This window comes from Alcanivorax sp., assembly GCF_014762765.1.
Lineage (GTDB): Bacteria > Pseudomonadota > Gammaproteobacteria > Pseudomonadales > Alcanivoracaceae > Alcanivorax.
This window is the reverse complement of sequence record NZ_JABURH010000043.1, coordinates 1-15,371: the sequence shown is the minus strand read 5'-3', so window position 1 is coordinate 15,371 and position 15,371 is coordinate 1. Positions and strand designations below refer to the sequence as shown.

Genomic DNA, 15,371 nt, shown 5'->3' with positions numbered 1-15,371 from the left:
CCAGCGACCAATTGGTTAAAAGCCAACTGCTCTACCAACTGAGCTAACGACCCGCTCCCGAAGGAGGCGCAAATAATACGGATTTATTTCCGGGTGACAAGGGGAAAACCGATTTTTTTTCCCCTTTACTGATAGTTTGTTGGATCTTTGACCAATGCCTCTTCAAAGCCCTGCTTTCGCAGCCGGCAGCTGTCGCATTTGCCACAGGCATTGCCATTCTCGTCAGCCTGGTAGCAGGACACCGTCAGACCATAATCCAGCCCCAGGGCGGTGCCCTGCTGGATGATCTGCGCCTTGCTCAGGTGCATCAGCGGGGTCTCGACGCTGATCGGGGATCCTTCCACACCAGCCTTGGTGGCTAGATTGGCCATCGTCTGGAAGGCTTCAATGAAAGCTGGGCGGCAGTCCGGATACCCGGAATAGTCCACCGCATTCACGCCGATGTAGATCGCTTCAGCTTCCACTACTTCCGCCAGCCCCAGGGCCAGGGAAAGAAAGACGGTGTTACGGGCCGGCACGTAAGTCACCGGAATCCCGTCGCCGCCCTCTTCCGGTACGTCAATGGAGTGGTCAGTAAGCGCGGAGCCGCCGATATTGCCCATGCCCAGCTCGATCACCCGGTGGCTGAGTGCACCCAGGGCCGCGGAGACCCGCTCGGCCGCATCCAGCTCGGAACGGGTGCGTTGCCCGTAGTCGAAGGCGATGGTATGGCACTGATAGCCCTGATCCCGTGCGATGGCCAGGCAGGTGGCCGAATCCAGACCTCCGGACAGCAATACCACGGCTTTTTTCATTGATGGTTCTCCTTCAACCCGTCAACTAGCGCCCGCGGGCGTCATTCCAGAGTAGTTTGTGCAGTTGCAGCTGGAATCGCACCGGCAGCCGGTCTTCCACAATCCAGTCAGCCAGATCCCCCGGTGCCAGCTCCCCCTGCACCGGGGAAAACAGCACGTCGCTGACACGCTGGTGCAACTGATGCTGGTCCAGCATGAAGCGTGCCCAGTCGTAATCCTTGCGGTCGGCGAGTACAAACTTCACCTGATGATGGGGCTGGAGCAGCAGAATATTCTCCAACCGGTTGTTGTGTTGCTCGCCGGAACCGGGGGCTTTCAGGTCCATGACCACAGAAACTCGCGGGTCCACACCAGCAATATCCATGGCACCGCCGGTTTCCAGACTGACATCAAAGCCTCTGTCACACAGGGCGGTCAGCAACGGCAGGCAGTTCGGCTGGGCCAGGGGCTCGCCGCCGGTAACCGTCACGTAGCGCGCCTGGTAACCAGCCACCTGCTCCAGGATCGCCTCTAGAGACCATTTCTCCCCCCCGGAAAAGGCATACTCAGTATCACACCACACGCAACGCTGCGGGCAGCCGGTCAGGCGAACGAATACCGTGGGCCGGCCCACGGTTCGCGCTTCGCCCTGGAGGGAGTAAAAAATTTCGGTCAGACGGAGGTCCACAACATCTCCTGAACACCCGGGAGGGGGAAATGCGGCGGATTCTATCACCTTTGCCGGCGTCTGTGCCGCCGGCAAAGGAGAGATAGTGAGGGATTACTTGTCCAGCTGTTCCAGCAGCGTCTTCGCCTGGCTGGCTTCAGAGCTGTCCGGATACTGCTTGATCAGCTTGTGTAAGTTGACCTTGGCCTGGGAGACCTGCTCATCGCGGGCCTGCATCACCGCCAGGGTATAAAGGCTGGTAGGCGCCTTGCTGTGCTCCGGGTAGTCATCCACTACCGCCTGGAACTGGGCCTGAGCCTTGTCCTGTTTTGGGGTCTTCAGATTGCTGTAGACTTTGCCCAGCCAGAAGTGGGCGTGGGCACGGAATTGCCCGTTGGGGAAATCGTTCAGGTAACCCTCGAAGGCTTCTGCCGCCGCATCAAAGTCGCGCTTGATCAGCTTGTCCTTGGCGGCACTGTAGGCGTCACGGTCTGCTTCGGGGTCATTTTCGGCCGCACTGGCGGCACTGTCGTCCGGCTGCTCGGTCTTACCCTGCTCAGCCAGCGTATTGATTCGGGTATCCAGGTCCAGATAACGCTCACGTTCCGCGTCCTTCATGACCTGTAATTCATGACGCAACTCTTCAAGCTGACCCTGCAAATCCTGGATCTGCTCTTCAAACTGCTGTTGCTGTTGCATCAGTAACAACAAACCGTCCTGGCTCATCGGGGCCGCAGCACTGCTGCTACCACCGGAACGGGCCTGGGCCAGGCTTCTCTCTTCAACGGCCAGCGGCCCGGTGTTCTGTGCTTGCGCACAGAACACCAGGGAGCCGAGCACTACGCCTGCAAGCAGGCGCGTTCGCTTCACTGCTTTCATGCCTTACGGACGGCCGGCAGTGTAGTTGATTTCTACGCGACGGTTCTTGGCCCAGTCCATTTCGCTGTGACCGAATGCCGCAGGCTTCTCTTCACCATAGGAAACGATTTCCAGCTGGGAAGAAGACACGCCCTGAACACGCAGGAACTTCTCTACCGCCTTGGAACGACGCTCGGACAGAGCCACGTTGTACTCACGGGTACCACGCTCGTCAGCGTGACCTTCCAGACGCACTTTGGCGTTGGAGTTGTTTTTCAGGTAGGTAGCGTGGGCACGCAGAGTTTCGAAAGCAGCCGCCGGAACGGTGTTGCTGTCAAATGCGAAGTAGATCACCCGGCTGTCGGTGGTGCCATCGTAGTTGGACGGATGGTTGTAGAAGTTATCAGCTGTCAGCGGGATGCTGCTGGTGTCCGGCTTGGACGGAGTAGACGGCTCAACCGGAGTTACCGGAGAGGTATCAGTCTGCTGGGACATATCATCGGTAGCAGAGCTGTCGTCTTCAGTCGGGGTGCTGGAACAGGCTGCCAGGGCAGCTGCCAACATCAGGGCAAACAGCGGGTTAAGAAATGAACGCATGCGTAAAGCTCCTATAATTTCCTAGTATTGGACTCCGAGAATCACTCAGAGGAACGGCGACCAGGCCGGTTCTCTGACTTCCCCTTCCTTCGACGGCAGTGTCACTTTGACTCTGCCATCGATGGATACGGCTTCCAGAACCCCCGTCCCCCGATCTTGCGTCCCGTAAATTACCATACTTCCATTGGGCGCAACACTGGGCGATTCATCCATGTCTGTACGGGTCACGATATTAAATGTGCCCCGCTGGAGGTCCTGCACCCCGACGTTAAAATTTCCATTTCGCCGGTGTACATAAACAAGATAACGGCCGTCGGGTGTGACATCCGGGCGGGCATTATACGCACCCTGGAACGACACTCGCCGGACCGACTTATCATTTATGTTCAGTTTGTAAATCTGTGGCCCACCGGAACGGCTGGAGGTAAACACCAAATGTTCACCATCCGGCAGCCAGCGAGGCTCCGTATCAATACCATAATGCTGGGTCAGCCGTGTTAACTGCTTGCTAGCGATATCCAGCATGTAAATCTCCGGGTTGCCGTCCCTCGACAGGGTCAACGCCAGCTTCTGGCCATCCGGCGACCAATCCGGCGCACCGTTGATACCCCTGAAACTGGACACCTTTTCCCGGTTGGTGGTCGCCAGGTCATGGGTATAGATGGCCGGCATGCCATCATCCTCGAAAGAAACATAAGCAACTTTCCTGCCATCCGGAGACCAAGTCGGGCTCATGATCGGCTCTTTGCTGCGCAGGATAGTGGTAACCCGGTGCCCGTCGGCGTCGGCATATTGCAGCTGATAAGGGTTCTTGTCACTACGATTATGCGTGACATAGAGAATCTTGGTGGAAAACGCACCGGGGATACCGGTGAGTTGCTCATAGATCCGGTCACTGATGGCATGAGCCACGTCACGTAGCTGGGATACAGGCGGTCGATAGGTTTCCGACATCAGCTTCACTTGCCGGTTCACATCGAACAGGGCATAGCTGACCTCATAGCCTCCACTTTCCTGAGCCTTCATGCTGCCAGTAATGATGTATTCCACACCCAACACCCGGAAATCCCGGTAGATGACTTCGCTTTCGTTGCGCGGTCGGCTGAGCATATCTTCTGCGGGTAACGGCTTGAACTGACCACTGCGATGCAGATCCGCCTGCACAATCTGTGACACGTCCTCGGGTGCATTCTGTGCACCCTCAAAGGGCACGACGGCGATGGGGACCGCATCAACACGGCCTTCTGTTACCCGGATCAGCAATTCCGCCCGGGCCATCGTAGCGCCGAACACCAGGATGGCCGCCAAGCCGATCCGCCACATTTTCTTTGCCCTACATTCCAACTTCATTGTGCAACTCCAGGATCAAATTCGATCACCAGTGAGCGAAACTGTTTATCAAACAGGGGGCCATCAGGCACCGGTAAGGGGCTGGCCAGCTTGACCGCATTCATTACCGATTCATCAAAATCCGGATAACCGCTACTTTTTACCACCGACACGTTGACGACCTCACCACCAGGAATCATCTGTATACGAACCTGCGTTTTGATGTCATCCCGATTCCGGTAATTCCCGGGAATTCGCCAACGCTGCCCCACCTGAGCGGAAATAGCATCGGTAAAACTGGCCACCTCCACATCCGACTGATCCGCGTTGCTGGCCGCTTCCTGCGACTCCTGGGGTGATGGCTCTGTCGGCTTTGCCATTTCCAGCTCTTCCTCGGCCAGCATTTCCTCCAGACTCGGCTCCTCAATATCGGGGATAACCGGTTTGGGATCCGGCTTGGGCTCCGGTTTCGGTTCTGGCTTAGGTGCCGGCTTTTTGGTCGGCTCCGGTTTCGGCTTGGGTTTGGGTTTCGGCTCAGGCTTTTTGGGCTCCGGTTTGGGTTTCGGCTTGGGTTTGGGTTTCGGTTCCGGTTTCGGCGCGGGCTTTTGCTCCGGCTTCGGCTTGCTAACCGGCGCCTTCTTCTGTTTCGACGTCTCCACCATGGTGGCTTTCACATGGGGAGGAATCACCGGCGCCTTGTGCAGTGACGGATCCGTACTCCAGCTAAACACCAGCAGCCCAAACACCAGCAGGTGAATGAGCAGGGTAAAAAGCAGCGCGGCGCCACGATCACTCATTGCTGCCCTGCGGTTCCGTCACCAGACCCAGCTGGGTAATGCCGGCTGCCTGCAAGGCCCCCATCAACTGGACCACCTTGGCATAGGCCACCTGGCTGTCCCCTTCCACCAGAAACAGGGTGGACGGTTTCTGTTTGTGAATGCGCAGCGCATGACCCTGCACCGTTTCCAGGCTGGCAGACTTGCGGCTGTCGCTGCCCACATCAATGTAATAGCTACCGTCAGCGGTCACCGAAATGATCACCGGCTCATCCTTGTTGGTATCAATGGGCTCACTGTTGCTGTCAGGCAGATCCACATTGATGCCCTGGGTCATCATCGGCGCCGTGGCCATGAAAATCACCAGCAGCACCAGCATCACATCGATGTAGGGCACCACGTTCATCTCGGCAACGAGCTTACGCGGCACCCTGATCTTCACGCCGCTCATGGCTTACCCCTCGCGTCCGTGGACCTGACGGTGCAGCACCGAGGAGAACTCCTCGGCGAACATTTCGTTTTCAGTGAGCAGGGCATCGCTCTGCGCAGAGAAACGGTTATAGGCCATCACTGCCGGAATCGCCGCAAACAAGCCGATGGCCGTGGCAATCAACGCCTCCGCAATGCCCGGCGCTACCACGCTGAGAGTCGCCTGCTTGACGTTGGCCAGTGCCATGAAGGAATTCATGATGCCCCACACCGTACCAAACAGCCCCACGTAAGGGCTGGTGGAACCCACCGTTGCAAGAAACGGAAGGTGCTTTGTCAGGCGAGTCTGTTCACGCTGCAGAGCCACACGCATGGCCCGCTGGCTGCCATCCATCACAGCTTCAGCGCCACGGGTGCTCTTGGAGAGCCGAACAAACTCCTGGAAGCCGGCGCGAAAGATAGACTCCGGGCCCGCATCCACATCCGGGTCCTTACGGCTCTGGTTATACAGTGAGGCCAAATCGTCGCTGGACCAGAACTTCTCTTCGAAGGCACGCCCTGCCTTGTGAGCCCGCCCCATTACCCGGAAACGGCTGACAATCATGTACCAGGACGTCAACGACGCCACTATCAACAGCACCATGACCAGCTGCACCACAATGGTGGCGTTACTGATCAGACTGACGACAGACATACTCGATGCCTCAACCATTGAGCCCTTCTCCTTCGCTGGCGGCTTTGAATTTGTTGTACAGGTCCGCCGGTATCCCGGTGGGCCTGAGAGTATCAGCACTGACGCAGGCCACCTTTATCTCCGCCTGACACAGCAGCGTGTCGCCTCGGCGTACCTGCTGGTCAAAAAACAACGTGGCCTTGCCCAGCTGCTTGAGCCGGGCGGTTACTGCCAGCGCATCGTCGATGCGGGCCGGCTGACGGTATTGCACATTGGCCGAATGGACCACGAACTGGAAGTTCTCATCCGCCAACACATAATGCTGATAGCCTAGGGTGCGCATAAATTCAGTGCGCGCCCTTTCCATGAATTTCAGGTAATTCACGTAATAGACGATGCCACCGGCATCGGTGTCCTCGATGTAGACGCGTACCGGCAGGGTAAATTCCCCGTTTCGCGGCTTTTTTTCAATCATTAAACAAATCACCGTCTTTTCGCGGCCGCTGCAGGCCGAAATGACGCCAGGCATGGTTGGTGGTGGCACGTCCCCGCGGGGTACGCTGAATAAAGCCCTGCTGGATCAGATAGGGCTCCACCACCTCTTCCAGGGTGCCGGCATCCTCATTGAGCGCCGCCGCCAGGGACTCCAGGCCCACCGGACCACCATCAAATTTGTGCATGATCATGTTGAGCAGACGTCGGTCGGTGCCGTCCAGGCCACAACTATCCACCTCCAGCATGTCCAGTGCCCGCTGAGCCATGGCTTCGGTAATCCGCCCGTCGCCCTTCACTTCCGCGTAGTCACGGACCCGGCGCAACAGCCGATTGGCGATACGTGGAGTACCGCGAGCGCGGCGCGCCACTTCCAGGGCGCCGGCATCATCAATGGGAATGGAAAGAATGTCGCAGGCACGAATCACAATCCCGGAGAGATCTTCCACTGAATAGAATTCCAGCCGCTGGACTATACCGAAGCGGTCACGCAAGGGCGCGGTAAGCAGGCCCGCCCGGGTGGTAGCCCCCACCAGGGTAAAAGGAGGCAGATCCAGCTTGATGGAGCGGGCCGCCGGCCCCTCGCCGATCATGATATCGAGCTGGTAGTCCTCCATGGCCGGATAGAGGATCTCCTCCACCACCGGTGACAGGCGGTGGATTTCATCCACGAACAGCACATCGCCCTCTTCCAGGTTGGTGAGGATAGCGGCCAGATCGCCGGCCTTTTCCAGCACAGGGCCGGAAGTGGACTTGAGTTCGCAGCCCATTTCCCGGGCGATAATGTGCGCCAGGGTCGTCTTGCCCAGCCCAGGCGGGCCGAATATCAGGGTATGGTCGAGGGCTTCCTGGCGGCCACGGGCGGCATCAATGAAGATTTCCATGCGCTCGCGGACTTTTGGCTGGCCTTTGTAGTCAGCCAGACTGGCCGGGCGGATGGCCCGGTCATACTGTTCTTCATGGCTGCCTACCGCAGCCGGGGAAATCAAACGATCGTTTTCCATGTTGGCTCAGGACGCAAGTTGCAAGTTGCAAGTTTCAACGCGATCAGGTGCCGTGCCAAACAAAAAAGGTCTTTGCCCGCGTTTTACTGCCGATTTCGCTATGCAAGCATAGCTTCCTACAAAAAGAAAAACCTTTCTTTGCTCCAACACCATTTGCGACCCATAGCGTGTATTCGCGTCCTCTTAAACGAAGTCGCCAGCCCCATCCGCTCGCGTTGCATCATGAAACTTGCCTCTTGCAACCTCAATCAGCGCGCCAGACTTTTCAGCGCCTGTCGGATCAGTTGCTCGCTGGTTGCGCCCTCTTCCGCCACTTTGCCAACGGCGGCGGCGGCATCCTTGTTGCGGTATCCCAACGCTTCCAGGGCAGCAATGGCATCGGAGCGAGCATCGTCCGGCTGGGCCAGAGGTGCCTGCCCCGGCAGGGACACAGGACCACCATCAATCTTGTCGAGGCGGTCGCGCATTTCGATAACCAGTCGTTCAGCAGTTTTCTTGCCGATACCCGGCACTTTCACCAGTGAGGTGGTGTCCTGATCGTGGATACACTGTGCCAGGCGGTCTGCCTCGATGCCGGAGAGAATGGCCAGGGCCATTTTCGGCCCCACGCCGTTGACCTTGATCAGCGCCCGGAACAGTTCCCGCTCATAGCGATCGGCAAAGCCATACAGTAACTGGGCATCTTCGCGCACTACGAAATGGGTGTGCAGGGTCAACAACTCACCGGTGTCGGGCAGGCCGTAGAACACCGTCATGGGGGCTTCCACTTCGTACCCTACCCCGTTCACATCCAGCAGTAGCACTGGCGGGCGTTTCTCGAGCAGGGTTCCACGCAATTGTCCTATCATGGCTGTGTCATCACCGTACTGTTCACCGTATTCGTCCGTTTCTTACTGCGGTTGCACCGCCCATCCGGGCCAGTGACACACGCATATGGGCATGACACAGGGCGATGGCCAGTGCATCGGCTGCATCTTCCTGGGGGCGTTTTTCCAGACCGAGCAGGTATTTGACCATTTCCGCTACCTGTCCTTTTTCCGCGCCACCGCGTCCTACCACCGCCTGCTTCACCTGCCGGGCAGAGTATTCAAACACCGGCAGCGAGGCCTGCATTACCGCGGCAATGGCCGCCCCTCGGGCCTGCCCCAGTTTCAGGGCAGAATCCGCGTTGCGAGCCATGAACACCTTTTCAATACTCACTTCCGCCGGGCCGTATTCCATCACCACCTGATGGATGCCGGTGAAGATCTCGCCCAGGCGCGGAGGGATCTCCTTGTGGGTCGTGGCAATGGTGCCGAAGGCCACCGCCCGACTGCGGTTGCCCACCTGCTCCACCAGCCCGTAGCCGGTACGCCGGGAGCCCGGGTCGATCCCCAGTAGTAATGCCATAAGCCGCTGACCCGAAAATAAAAAGCTGGCCCAGTTGTACCTGACAGCTGTCCATATGTCCAGTTAGCAAAGCTGCAAGCTGCAAGCTGCAAGCTGCAAGCTGCAAGCAAGATTGTGTTGCCGCAAACGGCCGGCACAACCTCCATATACCAAAAAGCCCCGAAACACTCGGGGCTTTTGTTTTCTTTGTAGCTTGTAGCTTGAGACTTGCCGTTACTGCTCTTCTTCCGCCGGCCAGCTGGCGTTGGTGTAGACATTCTGCACGTCGTCCAGGTCTTCCAGCATGTCGATCATCTTTTGAACGGTTTCCGCGGTGTCCGCATCCATCTCCGCTTCCGTGGAGGGGTGCATGGTCACTTCCGCGTCGGCGAATTCCAGACCGGCTTCGCGCAGGGCATCGATCACGTCACCGAACTGCTTGTCCGGGGTGGTGATGACCAGGAAGCTGCCGTCGTCGTTTTCTTCCACATCCTCGGCACCGGCTTCCAGGGCCACTTCCATCAGCCTTTCTTCATCCACGCCGGGCTCGAAGAAGATCTCACCGCGCTTGCTGAACAGGAAGGCAACGGAGCCACTGGTGCCCAGATTGCCGGCAAACTTGGAGAACGCATGGCGCACCTCGGCCACGGTGCGGTTCACGTTGTCGGTCATGGTTTCCACCAGTACCGCCACGCCACCCTTGCCGTAACCTTCGTAGGTGATCTCTTCCATGTTGGCGTCGTCATCACCACCTGCACCACGCTTGATGGCCCGGTCGATGGTGTCACGGGTCATGTTCTGACCCAGCGCCTTGTCAACCGCCGCCCGCAGGCGCGGGTTGTCCGCCGGCTCGCCGCCGCCCATTCTGGCCGCCACGGTGATTTCGCGAATCAGTTTGGTAAAGATCTTACCGCGCTTGGCATCCTGGGCCGCCTTACGGTGCTTGATATTGGCCCATTTACTGTGTCCTGCCATGGTGTCTCCCGTAATTGCTACGAACAGACCGGCGCGAGCAGGTCGCGCCGCCGGTTGTTATCGAATCAGTTATCGTCCTTGCGAACCTGCACACCCACTTCACGCAGCTGCTTGTTGTCCACCGGTGACGGCGCATTGGTCATCATGCAGGAAGCGGTCTGGGTTTTCGGGAAGGCGATCACGTCACGGATGGAATCGCAGCCCGTCATCAGCATGACCATGCGATCCAGGCCGAAAGCCAGACCACCATGTGGCGGCGCGCCGTATTTCAAACCGTCGAGCAGGAAGCCGAACTTTTCGTCAGCCTCTTCATCGGAAATGCCCAGCGCTTCGAACACGGTGCGCTGCATGGCCGGGTTGTGAATACGGATAGAGCCACCACCCAGTTCGGTGCCGTTGAGCACCATGTCATAGGCACGGGACAGGGCCCCTTCCGGGTTGCTCTTCAGCTCTTCCGGGCTGCAGCTGGGCATGGTGAAGGGGTGATGCAGGGCGTAGTACTGACCCTCGTCCTCTTCGAACATGGGGAAGTCCACCACCCACAACGGCGCCCAGTCGCCCTCGACCAGGTTCAGGTCGTGCCCCACTTTAACGCGCAGCGCGCCCAGCGCTTCGTTGACGATCTTGGCCTTGTCGGCACCGAAGAAAATCAGGTCGCCGGTCTCGGCGCCGGTGCGCTCCAGAATACCCTGAATCGCATCCTCGGTGAGGAACTTGAGGATCGGCGACTGCAGACCTTCGGCCCCGGCAGCCAGGTCGTTGACCTTGATATAGGCCAGCCCCTTGGCGCCATAGATGCTGACGAACTTGGTATAGCCATCGATATCCTTGCGCGACAGGCTGCAACCGCCCGGCACCTTCATGGCCGCCACACGCCCTTTCGGATCGTTGGCCGGGCCGGAGAACACCTTGAAATCCACACCGGCCAACAGATCGGCGATGTCGATCAGTTCCAGCGGGATACGCAGGTCCGGCTTGTCGGAACCAAAACGCTGCATGGCTTCGGAGAACGGCATGCGGGGGAAGTCCGGCAGTTCCACATCCAGCAGCTCCTTGAACACCGAGCGCACCATGCGTTCGGTGATACCCATGATGTCCTCTTCCTCCACAAAGGAAGCTTCCAGGTCAATCTGGGTGAATTCCGGCTGACGATCAGCGCGCAGATCCTCGTCACGGAAGCACTTGGCAATCTGGTAGTAGCGGTCGAAGCCCGCCACCATCAGCAGCTGTTTGAACAGCTGCGGAGACTGCGGCAAGGCGAAGAAGCTACCGGGATGGGTACGGCTGGGCACCAGGTAATCCCGGGCACCTTCCGGGGTGGCCCGGGTCAGAATCGGGGTTTCCACATCCATGAAGCCTTCGCCTTCCAGGAAGGCACGGACCACGTGGGTCAGGCGCGAACGGAACTGGAAGTTACGCAGCACTTCCGGGCGACGCAGGTCCATGTAGCGATACTTGAGGCGCACTTCTTCGCCGGCAGCGGAATGGGCATCCAGCTCGAACGGCGGGGTTTGCGCCTCGTTAAGGATGGTCAGTTCCTTGCCCAGCACTTCGATATCGCCGGTGGCCATCTTGCTGTTGCGCACCGCTTCATCACGCATGCGCACCAGCCCGGTCAGGCGCACCACGTACTCGCTGCGAACCTTGTCGGCCAGCGCGAAGGCTTCCACGGTGTCCGGATCGAACACCACCTGCACCAGACCATTACGGTCGCGCAGGTCGAGGAAAATCACCCCACCGTGGTCACGGCGGCGACTGACCCAACCGCAAAGCTCAACTGTTTCTCCATCGTGGGAGGCTCGCAAATCACCGCAATAATGGCTTCGCATGCTTAACTTCCGCTTGTATTTCTGAGGGCGCTACCCGGAGCCGACCGCATCTGTCGGCAGTGTCAGTCCCCGGGTCGCTGAAAAAGGCGCCACAGTATAGCGATTCCACCGCCTGCGAGCCATGCCGGGGGGCGATTCCCTGCCAAACAGGCCACATCAGCCCCTTTTTTGTTGAAAGTCCGTAAAAAATAGTGGTTTGACGGCTTGTGCAGTGAAAATTCATGGCATATAACAGATGCGAACCAATTCAGTGGCCCTCTGAGTTTGCGCAGTCCAGGGGCGTACCTGACAGGGAAGCAAGACCGGTTCCCCGCCGTTCGGCGGAGATACACATTCTCAGGAAGACACAAAACAAGGGGTAAGTAATCCATGGCTGCAAAGAAAAAGACAGCTGCCAAAGCCACCAGCGCTACTGCGGCTCGCAAGGTTAAAACCATCACCGAACCGATGAACAAAACCCAGATCGTTAACCAGATCAGCGATACCACCGGCCTGACCAAGAAAGACGTCAACGCCGTATTCGATGAGCTGGCCGACATCATGGAAGGTCATCTGAAGAAACGCGGTGCTGGCCAGTTCACCCTGCCGGGCCTGATGAAAATCGTCACCCAGAAAAAACCTGCCACCAAGGCACGCAAGGGCATCAACCCGTTCACCGGTGAAGAAACCACGTTCGCCGCCAAGCCGGCCCGCACCATGGTAAAAGTGCGTCCGCTGAAAAAACTCAAGGACATGGCATCCTGATGCCGCTTGCTACCGCCGGGCTCCGGCCCGGTGGTTGACTCTCTCCCCCAGCTCCTCTGGCCCCTGGCCATCCCAACCTCTATAATCCGCGCCCACAGACTGACCCTGGTATTGACTGGCCAACCACAGCCACTCCGAGGCGCCAGCATTTGTTACCGGAATTCAAGGAGCGCGCCCATGGCAGAGCGTAAAGACAAGAAGAAGGTAATCGGCGAGCCGATGACCGACGAACAGATCAAGGTTTTCCTGGATTTCTCCAGCGAAGAGGGTGTCGACGCCGACTTCCACGTGCTCGAGAAAGCCTACCGGGCCCTGCGGTCCGAAGATTTCGGGCGTTTCATCGGGTTCTTCCTGGCACAGGGTCGGGATCTCAATGCCCGGGACCCCCAGGGCCGTACCCTGCTGGCTCTCATCGACAGCCACCCGAAGTGCAGCGACTACGCCCAGTTGCTGCGCGATGCAGGCGGCACTCGCTAGGATCTACCCCGCGCCGCCTGACCTTCTGTCGGGCGGCAACCTTCCAGATACATTTACCAAGAAAAATACATACCCTCAGGAACTTGTCCACCGTCCAAGCCCATGGCATTGTTAAGCCATTACAAGGGCTATCGGGGCCCGGCGACCATGTCGCCTCTAAAAACGGGGTATAGGAAAAGCCAGAAACGGCTTTACCTGTCGTTATTGTAGCATCTGCCTGCAGCAGGCATTTCACGACAATGACGGCCACAAGTTGTATTTCATACCCTGATAAAACACACAACAACAACAAGAGCTGTAAACCATCATGACAGCATATCCTCAACGGTTCTGGCATTCCCTGTGTCTGATCGCGCTTTGTGCATTGAGCTTGCAACTTCATGCGGCGCGCGACGACGACTACGATGACGAAATGGACGAAGTGACCGCAGAAGAACTGCAAATGCAGGAAATCCCGGTGGATGAGCGCATCTTCCAGGAAAAGTGGAACGAAGTCCCCTACAAGAAAAGCTACTTCACCTACACCGACGCTCAAATCCGCGAGAAATGGGATTACCTGATGCGTGGACTGAAGGTGCCTTACCCCTCTGCGGACTACATGCGCACCCAGTTCAAGAAATACCCGTTCATGTCAGAAGACATCCAGAACTGGGATGGCAAGGATTACGATGGTCTGGAGCGCCGCTATCTGGCGGTCTGGAGAATGTTTTTTGCCGGTGATTTCCAGCAAGCCCGCGAAGAAGGCCTGAAGCTTGGCGCCATCGGCAAGATCCCCTCCCTGTTCTCACAGCTCATGTACGCCATCTATCTGGCAGATCGTCAGAGCACCAAGTACATGATGCTGCAGGACGTGGCCAACCAGGCCCAGGAATACTTCGACGACATGAAGGAAGCGGAGGATGACCCAGAGGTAGCCCCTATCGTCGCGACCGTGAAACTGGGTTACGCCTATGCCATTGCCCGGATCGCCGAAGAATCTCCGGTACCCATCGTGGTAGCACGCCGCTATATCGGCAAGATCAAGACCAGTGCCGAGGAAGTCGTGGAAGTGATGCCAGAGCAGCCGCTGGCACATGCTTTCCGTGCAGGCGTCGATGCCGGCATCATGCGTCGGGTGGGCAAGTTTACCGGCCGCATGACGTATGGGGCACGCACCACCACAGTGGAAGAATCCTTTGCCGAGGCGATGGAGATGGCTGGCGATATTCCCATCGTCAACTACGAATACGCCAATGCGTTGATTTACATGAACCGCAAGCGCGATCTCAACGAGGCAATCAGCTACCTGGAAAAGGCCATGAAGATCCGCCCGGAGTTCTCCATGGATGCCCTGGACGTGATGTATTCCTACAAGCGCCTGCAGGAAGTACGGCTGTATGCCCTGAACTTCCGCAGCTTCCGAAAGTTTGAAAAGCTGCGTCGCAAGTTCAGCAAGCAGACGGACCGCAACCTGACCAGCATCATCAGCGAACCGCTCAGCATGGACATGCTGAATAATCCTGGAAAGTACGTGTTGCCTGAGCGCGGCTGATGTCACTGTATGAAGACAAGCTGTTCCCGGTATTACTGGATTGGGCAACCCGTCCGGTTTACCGGGACCGCGAGCGAATCGTCGGCCAGGCCAAAGGATGCGTACTGGAACTGGGCGTCGGTACCGGCAGTAACTTTCCTTTCTATGGCGATTCTGCCACCGAAATCCACGGCATCGAACCGGCCCAGGCGTTGCTGGAGTTGGCACGGGAAGCGGCCAGTCAATGCCCGCACCCGGACCGGTTTGTGCTTCGCACCGGTGACGCCCAGCAACTACCCTACCCGGATCACCACTTCGATACTGTGGTTGCCTGCCTGGTGTTCTGCACTATTCCCGACCCCGAAAAGGCGGCAGCGGAAGCGTTTCGGGTACTCAAACCCGGCGGCACCCTGCTGGCCCTGGAACATGTACTCAGCGACCGCCGCTGGATACAGCGCCTGCAAAAGGGTATGAACCCGGCCTGGAAGCATCTGGCCTGCGGCTGCCAGCTCACCCGTGACACTGCCAGCATCTTCCGCGAAGCCGGTTTCCGCCTGCATAAGGCCAGCCACCGCCGCCATCCGAAACTCCCCGCCTTTGCCGGGGAGTTGCTTGATGGGGCACTGCTGCGGCCTTGAAGAGCAGCAAGCTACAAGCCTCAAGCTTCAACACGAACCGGTCTATTGCCAACCGATAGACCACTATCTCCGCGTTTAACCCATAACAAAAACCAGATATACAATAATACGAGCCGGCGCGGGGTCCGCGCTCTTCGGCTAGCACATCCCTGATTCGCGTTGCAGCTTGTAGTTGCCTAACCGGGACAATCTGCCACACCCACCTGCACGACTTTGCCTTTACAATACCCCC

Annotated in this window: 18 protein-coding genes; 4 read left to right on the top strand and 14 right to left on the bottom strand. The window is 58.1% G+C overall.

Going from position 1 to position 15,371, the window contains the following annotated elements; genetic code table 11:
* Positions 1 to 125: 125 nt before the first annotated feature.
* The 14 genes from queC to aspS form a co-directional block, all read right to left on the bottom strand.
* Complete coding sequence (gene queC / locus HUJ17_RS01410; protein ID WP_290509026.1) at positions 126 to 794, bottom strand: 7-cyano-7-deazaguanine synthase QueC; 669 nt, start codon at positions 792 to 794, stop codon at positions 126 to 128.
* A 25-nt stretch (positions 795 to 819) separates the two neighbouring features.
* Positions 820 to 1,461 carry a 7-carboxy-7-deazaguanine synthase QueE gene (queE, locus tag HUJ17_RS01405; RefSeq protein ID WP_290509025.1) on the bottom strand — a complete coding sequence of 214 codons (642 nt, stop codon included), beginning with the start codon at positions 1,459 to 1,461 and terminating at the stop codon, positions 820 to 822.
* A gap of 93 nt (positions 1,462 to 1,554) precedes the next feature.
* A complete protein-coding gene (ybgF, locus tag HUJ17_RS01400) occupies positions 1,555 to 2,319 on the bottom strand; it encodes a tol-pal system protein YbgF (protein ID WP_290509024.1) in 765 nt (254 codons plus the stop codon).
* Positions 2,320 to 2,322: 3 nt separating this feature from the next.
* The gene (gene pal / locus HUJ17_RS01395; protein ID WP_062816933.1) at positions 2,323 to 2,895 is read right to left on the bottom strand and encodes a peptidoglycan-associated lipoprotein Pal; all 573 of its coding nucleotides are present in this window, start codon (positions 2,893 to 2,895) and stop codon (positions 2,323 to 2,325) included.
* Between the two features lie 45 nt (positions 2,896 to 2,940).
* Positions 2,941 to 4,218, bottom strand: coding sequence for a Tol-Pal system beta propeller repeat protein TolB (gene tolB / locus HUJ17_RS01390; protein WP_290509027.1), 1,278 nt, complete (start codon positions 4,216 to 4,218; stop codon positions 2,941 to 2,943).
* 23 nt (positions 4,219 to 4,241) lie between these two features.
* Positions 4,242 to 5,021, bottom strand: coding sequence for a cell envelope integrity protein TolA (locus tag HUJ17_RS01385; RefSeq protein ID WP_290509023.1), 780 nt, complete (start codon positions 5,019 to 5,021; stop codon positions 4,242 to 4,244).
* Complete coding sequence (gene tolR, locus HUJ17_RS01380; protein ID WP_290509022.1) at positions 5,014 to 5,451, bottom strand: protein TolR; 438 nt, start codon at positions 5,449 to 5,451, stop codon at positions 5,014 to 5,016. Before tolR ends, HUJ17_RS01385 begins: the two co-directional genes overlap by 8 nt.
* A 3-nt stretch (positions 5,452 to 5,454) precedes the next feature.
* Positions 5,455 to 6,141, bottom strand: coding sequence for a protein TolQ (gene tolQ / locus HUJ17_RS01375; protein WP_290509021.1), 687 nt, complete (start codon positions 6,139 to 6,141; stop codon positions 5,455 to 5,457).
* The gene (ybgC, locus tag HUJ17_RS01370) at positions 6,134 to 6,577 is read right to left on the bottom strand and encodes a tol-pal system-associated acyl-CoA thioesterase (RefSeq protein WP_290509020.1); all 444 of its coding nucleotides are present in this window, start codon (positions 6,575 to 6,577) and stop codon (positions 6,134 to 6,136) included. The genes tolQ and ybgC overlap by 8 nt, the downstream gene beginning before the upstream one ends.
* Positions 6,570 to 7,598, bottom strand: coding sequence for a Holliday junction branch migration DNA helicase RuvB (ruvB, locus tag HUJ17_RS01365; RefSeq protein ID WP_290509019.1), 1,029 nt, complete (start codon positions 7,596 to 7,598; stop codon positions 6,570 to 6,572). Before ruvB ends, ybgC begins: the two co-directional genes overlap by 8 nt.
* Before the next feature lie 248 nt (positions 7,599 to 7,846).
* A complete protein-coding gene (ruvA, locus tag HUJ17_RS01360; RefSeq protein WP_290509018.1) occupies positions 7,847 to 8,446 on the bottom strand; it encodes a Holliday junction branch migration protein RuvA in 600 nt (199 codons plus the stop codon).
* Between the two features lie 22 nt (positions 8,447 to 8,468).
* On the bottom strand, positions 8,469 to 8,987 hold the full coding sequence (ruvC, locus tag HUJ17_RS01355; RefSeq protein WP_035249006.1) for a crossover junction endodeoxyribonuclease RuvC: 519 nt from the start codon (positions 8,985 to 8,987) through the stop codon (positions 8,469 to 8,471).
* 213 nt (positions 8,988 to 9,200) lie between these two features.
* Positions 9,201 to 9,941: a YebC/PmpR family DNA-binding transcriptional regulator gene (locus HUJ17_RS01350; protein ID WP_290509017.1), complete on the bottom strand. Its 741-nt coding sequence runs from the start codon at positions 9,939 to 9,941 to the stop codon at positions 9,201 to 9,203.
* 65 nt (positions 9,942 to 10,006) lie between these two features.
* Positions 10,007 to 11,770 (bottom strand): aspartate--tRNA ligase, encoded by a 1,764-nt coding sequence (aspS, locus tag HUJ17_RS01345; RefSeq protein ID WP_290509016.1) that lies wholly within the window; start codon positions 11,768 to 11,770, stop codon positions 10,007 to 10,009.
* A 369-nt stretch (positions 11,771 to 12,139) separates the two neighbouring features.
* Here aspS and HUJ17_RS01340 point away from each other — a divergent pair, with 369 nt between their 5' ends.
* From HUJ17_RS01340 to HUJ17_RS01325, 4 genes are all read left to right on the top strand, one after another.
* Positions 12,140 to 12,514: an HU family DNA-binding protein gene (locus HUJ17_RS01340; protein ID WP_035248851.1), complete on the top strand. Its 375-nt coding sequence runs from the start codon at positions 12,140 to 12,142 to the stop codon at positions 12,512 to 12,514.
* Positions 12,515 to 12,691: 177 nt separating this feature from the next.
* Complete coding sequence (locus tag HUJ17_RS01335; RefSeq protein WP_290509015.1) at positions 12,692 to 12,991, top strand: PA4642 family protein; 300 nt, start codon at positions 12,692 to 12,694, stop codon at positions 12,989 to 12,991.
* A 307-nt stretch (positions 12,992 to 13,298) separates the two neighbouring features.
* Positions 13,299 to 14,522, top strand: coding sequence for a hypothetical protein (locus HUJ17_RS01330; protein WP_290509014.1), 1,224 nt, complete (start codon positions 13,299 to 13,301; stop codon positions 14,520 to 14,522).
* Positions 14,522 to 15,139: a methyltransferase domain-containing protein gene (locus HUJ17_RS01325; RefSeq protein WP_290509013.1), complete on the top strand. Its 618-nt coding sequence runs from the start codon at positions 14,522 to 14,524 to the stop codon at positions 15,137 to 15,139. The genes HUJ17_RS01330 and HUJ17_RS01325 overlap by 1 nt, the downstream gene beginning before the upstream one ends.
* Positions 15,140 to 15,371: the final 232 nt, after the last annotated feature.

What these genes read in the sequence shown, in the direction of transcription:
- queC (WP_290509026.1), bottom strand. Translation starts at nt 794, where the DNA reads ATGAAAAAAGCCGTGGTATTGCTGTCCGGAGGTCTGGATTCGGCCACC.
- ybgF (WP_290509024.1), bottom strand. Translation starts at nt 2,319, where the DNA reads ATGAAAGCAGTGAAGCGAACGCGCCTGCTTGCAGGCGTAGTGCTCGGC.
- pal (WP_062816933.1), bottom strand. Translation starts at nt 2,895, where the DNA reads ATGCGTTCATTTCTTAACCCGCTGTTTGCCCTGATGTTGGCAGCTGCC.
- tolB (WP_290509027.1), bottom strand. Translation starts at nt 4,218, where the DNA reads ATGTGGCGGATCGGCTTGGCGGCCATCCTGGTGTTCGGCGCTACGATG.
- HUJ17_RS01385 (WP_290509023.1), bottom strand. Translation starts at nt 5,021, where the DNA reads ATGAGTGATCGTGGCGCCGCGCTGCTTTTTACCCTGCTCATTCACCTG.
- tolR (WP_290509022.1), bottom strand. Translation starts at nt 5,451, where the DNA reads ATGAGCGGCGTGAAGATCAGGGTGCCGCGTAAGCTCGTTGCCGAGATG.
- tolQ (WP_290509021.1), bottom strand. Translation starts at nt 6,141, where the DNA reads ATGGTTGAGGCATCGAGTATGTCTGTCGTCAGTCTGATCAGTAACGCC.
- ybgC (WP_290509020.1), bottom strand. Translation starts at nt 6,577, where the DNA reads ATGATTGAAAAAAAGCCGCGAAACGGGGAATTTACCCTGCCGGTACGC.
- ruvB (WP_290509019.1), bottom strand. Translation starts at nt 7,598, where the DNA reads ATGGAAAACGATCGTTTGATTTCCCCGGCTGCGGTAGGCAGCCATGAA.
- ruvA (WP_290509018.1), bottom strand. Translation starts at nt 8,446, where the DNA reads ATGATAGGACAATTGCGTGGAACCCTGCTCGAGAAACGCCCGCCAGTG.
- ruvC (WP_035249006.1), bottom strand. Translation starts at nt 8,987, where the DNA reads ATGGCATTACTACTGGGGATCGACCCGGGCTCCCGGCGTACCGGCTAC.
- HUJ17_RS01350 (WP_290509017.1), bottom strand. Translation starts at nt 9,941, where the DNA reads ATGGCAGGACACAGTAAATGGGCCAATATCAAGCACCGTAAGGCGGCC.
- aspS (WP_290509016.1), bottom strand. Translation starts at nt 11,770, where the DNA reads ATGCGAAGCCATTATTGCGGTGATTTGCGAGCCTCCCACGATGGAGAA.
- HUJ17_RS01340 (WP_035248851.1), top strand. Translation starts at nt 12,140, where the DNA reads ATGGCTGCAAAGAAAAAGACAGCTGCCAAAGCCACCAGCGCTACTGCG.
- HUJ17_RS01335 (WP_290509015.1), top strand. Translation starts at nt 12,692, where the DNA reads ATGGCAGAGCGTAAAGACAAGAAGAAGGTAATCGGCGAGCCGATGACC.
- HUJ17_RS01330 (WP_290509014.1), top strand. Translation starts at nt 13,299, where the DNA reads ATGACAGCATATCCTCAACGGTTCTGGCATTCCCTGTGTCTGATCGCG.
- HUJ17_RS01325 (WP_290509013.1), top strand. Translation starts at nt 14,522, where the DNA reads ATGTCACTGTATGAAGACAAGCTGTTCCCGGTATTACTGGATTGGGCA.